The sequence below is a fragment of the uncultured Campylobacter sp. genome (assembly GCF_937949835.1).
Classification (GTDB): Bacteria; Campylobacterota; Campylobacteria; order Campylobacterales; family Campylobacteraceae; genus Campylobacter_B.
Genome location: NZ_CALEDC010000170.1, coordinates 1 through 2,259, shown reverse-complemented (window position 1 = coordinate 2,259; position 2,259 = coordinate 1). Strand labels below are relative to the sequence as shown.

3 protein-coding genes are annotated in these 2,259 nt (G+C 48.6%); 1 reads left to right on the top strand and 2 read right to left on the bottom strand.

Features of this window, described 5'->3' with window-relative positions; all coding sequences use genetic code 11:
* Positions 1-376: low molecular weight protein-tyrosine-phosphatase (locus tag Q0256_RS03715; RefSeq protein WP_297960155.1), on the bottom strand; the 376-nt coding region annotated here is incomplete at its 3' end.
* Between the two features lie 6 nt (positions 377-382).
* Positions 383-895, bottom strand: a complete 513-nt coding sequence (gene lolA, locus Q0256_RS03710; protein ID WP_297960153.1) for a LolA-like outer membrane lipoprotein chaperone — start codon at positions 893-895, stop codon at positions 383-385.
* A gap of 120 nt (positions 896-1,015) precedes the next feature.
* Between lolA and Q0256_RS03705 the strand changes: the two genes are divergently transcribed.
* On the top strand, positions 1,016-2,259 hold a 1,244-nt coding region (locus Q0256_RS03705), incomplete at its 3' end, for a DEAD/DEAH box helicase (protein WP_297960151.1).

Genomic DNA, 2,259 nt, shown 5'->3' with positions numbered 1-2,259 from the left:
AATTTAGCGTATCGCAGTCTGCAAAATTTCCCTCTTCAAATTCCAAAAGAAATTTTACCTTAGCCATATCTTTGCCGCGAAAAATTCGCCCCAGCGAGCGCATATTTTCATCATCCATGCAAAGAATTAGATCGTAGCGCTCGTAGTCAGCGGGCGTGACCTGCACGGCGCGGTGCGCTACGAGCGGCACCTTTTGCTCTTTTAGCAAGCGCTGCGTCTCGTAGTAGGGCGACGAGCCGATTTCGTCGGCGTGCGTCGCCGCAGAATCCACGCTCACGCGCGCACTTAGGCCGCTTTGATCAATCAAATTTTGCATCACGGACTGCGCCATCGGCGAGCGACAGATGTTGCCGTGACATACGAAAAGTAGCCTCACGCGCGCCTACTGCGTGATGATGTCGTAGTTTTTGGGGATTGCGGGCTTGAAGATCGCCTCATTCACCGGCGCGTTTTTGCGGACGTTGCTTAGATTTATGACTACTTTATTATCCATTTTGTCGGTGTAGCTGATCTTACTCGGCAGATCACCTTTTAGCTCGATTAGATATTTCACGTCGTCGAAGCTCGCCTCATAAACGCCCTTTTTATTGGGTTTTGCGTTCGCTAAGATCGCCGTTAAATTCGGCGTTTCTTTGATATTTGTGATGATAGCTTGCTCGAGTTCGGGCTCGATTACGACGACCTTCGTGAAGCTAAAAAATATATTTTTTATCGTAGGGGTCTTGTAATGCCACACGGCGTTCTCTTTTGTGGCGCTAAAATCGCCGCCGTAGCTGATTTTCGCGTCATCGCTCTGTACGGTTTGCGAAAAATTTGCGCTCAGCGTATCGAATTCTATCCCGCCCGCAAACGCAAAAACGCAGCTCGCCGCTAAAGAAATAAGAGTTTTTTTCATAAATTTTGCCTTTATTTTTGAAAATTTGCGCGTATTATAGCCGTTTTTCTAGGATTTAATTAAATAGAAACTAAAAATATGTTAATATGCGCGGTTAAAATTTTAAAACTAAGGTTTGAGATGTTTAAAAAGGTCATCCACGGGATTTTCGGCACTAAAAACGATAGGATCGTCAAGCAATACGCCAAGCGCGCAGCACAGATCAGTGCGCTTGAAGAAAACTACGCGGCGATGGACGATGCGGCGCTTAAGGCGGAATTTGAAGCGTTAAGAGCGCAAGTTCGCGCGGGCGAAAAGAGCACGGATGACGTGCTTAACGAAGTGTTTGCTATCGTGCGAGAGGCGGGCAAAAGAGTGCTAAATATGCGTCACTTCGACGTTCAGCTGATAGGCGGTTTGGTGCTAAACGACGGCGCGATTGCCGAGATGAAAACGGGCGAAGGAAAGACCCTCGTAGCGACTTTGGCGGTAGTGCTAAATGCGATGGAGGGCAAGGGCGTGCATGTCGTGACCGTAAACGACTATCTAGCTAAGCGCGATGCCGCGCAGATGGGCGAGCTATATGAATTTTTAGGGCTTAGCACCGGTGTGATCGTAGGCGGCGAATACGACGACGCTAAGCGCAAGGCTGCATACGCGTGCGACATCACTTATGGCACAAACAACGAGTTCGGCTTTGACTACCTGCGCGATAATATGAAATTTAGCGCGGATGAAAAGGTGCAGCGTGGGCATCATTTCGTAATCGTCGATGAAGTTGATAGTATTTTAATCGACGAAGCCAGGACGCCGCTCATCATCTCAGGTCCTACGAATCGCACTCTAGATGGCTACATCAAGGCAAACGAAGTAGCTCGCCAAATGATCCGCGGCGAGGCGCCAGCCGATCCGAAAGGCAAGGCGACGGGCGATTTTACCGTAGATGAGAAGAACCGCGCCGTTTTGATTACGGAGGCAGGAATTTCAAAAGCCGAGAAGCTTTTTGGCGTCGATAACCTCTATAGCCTTGAAAATGCAGTGCTTAGCCACTACCTTGATCAAGCACTTAAGGCAAATTATCTATTTGAAAAGGATGTGCATTACGTCGTGCGCGACGGGCAGGTCATAATCGTGGATGAATTTACGGGTCGTCTTAGCGAAGGGCGTAGATTCAGCGAAGGCTTGCACCAAGCTCTTGAAGCTAAAGAGGGCGTGCAGATCCAAGAGGAAAGCCAAACTCTTGCCGACATTACCTTTCAAAACTACTTCCGTCTTTACGAAAAGCTCGCCGGTATGACGGGTACGGCACAGACGGAAGCAACGGAATTTTCTCAAATTTACAAACTCGAAGTAGTCTCTATCCCTACGAACGTGCCGGTCATCAG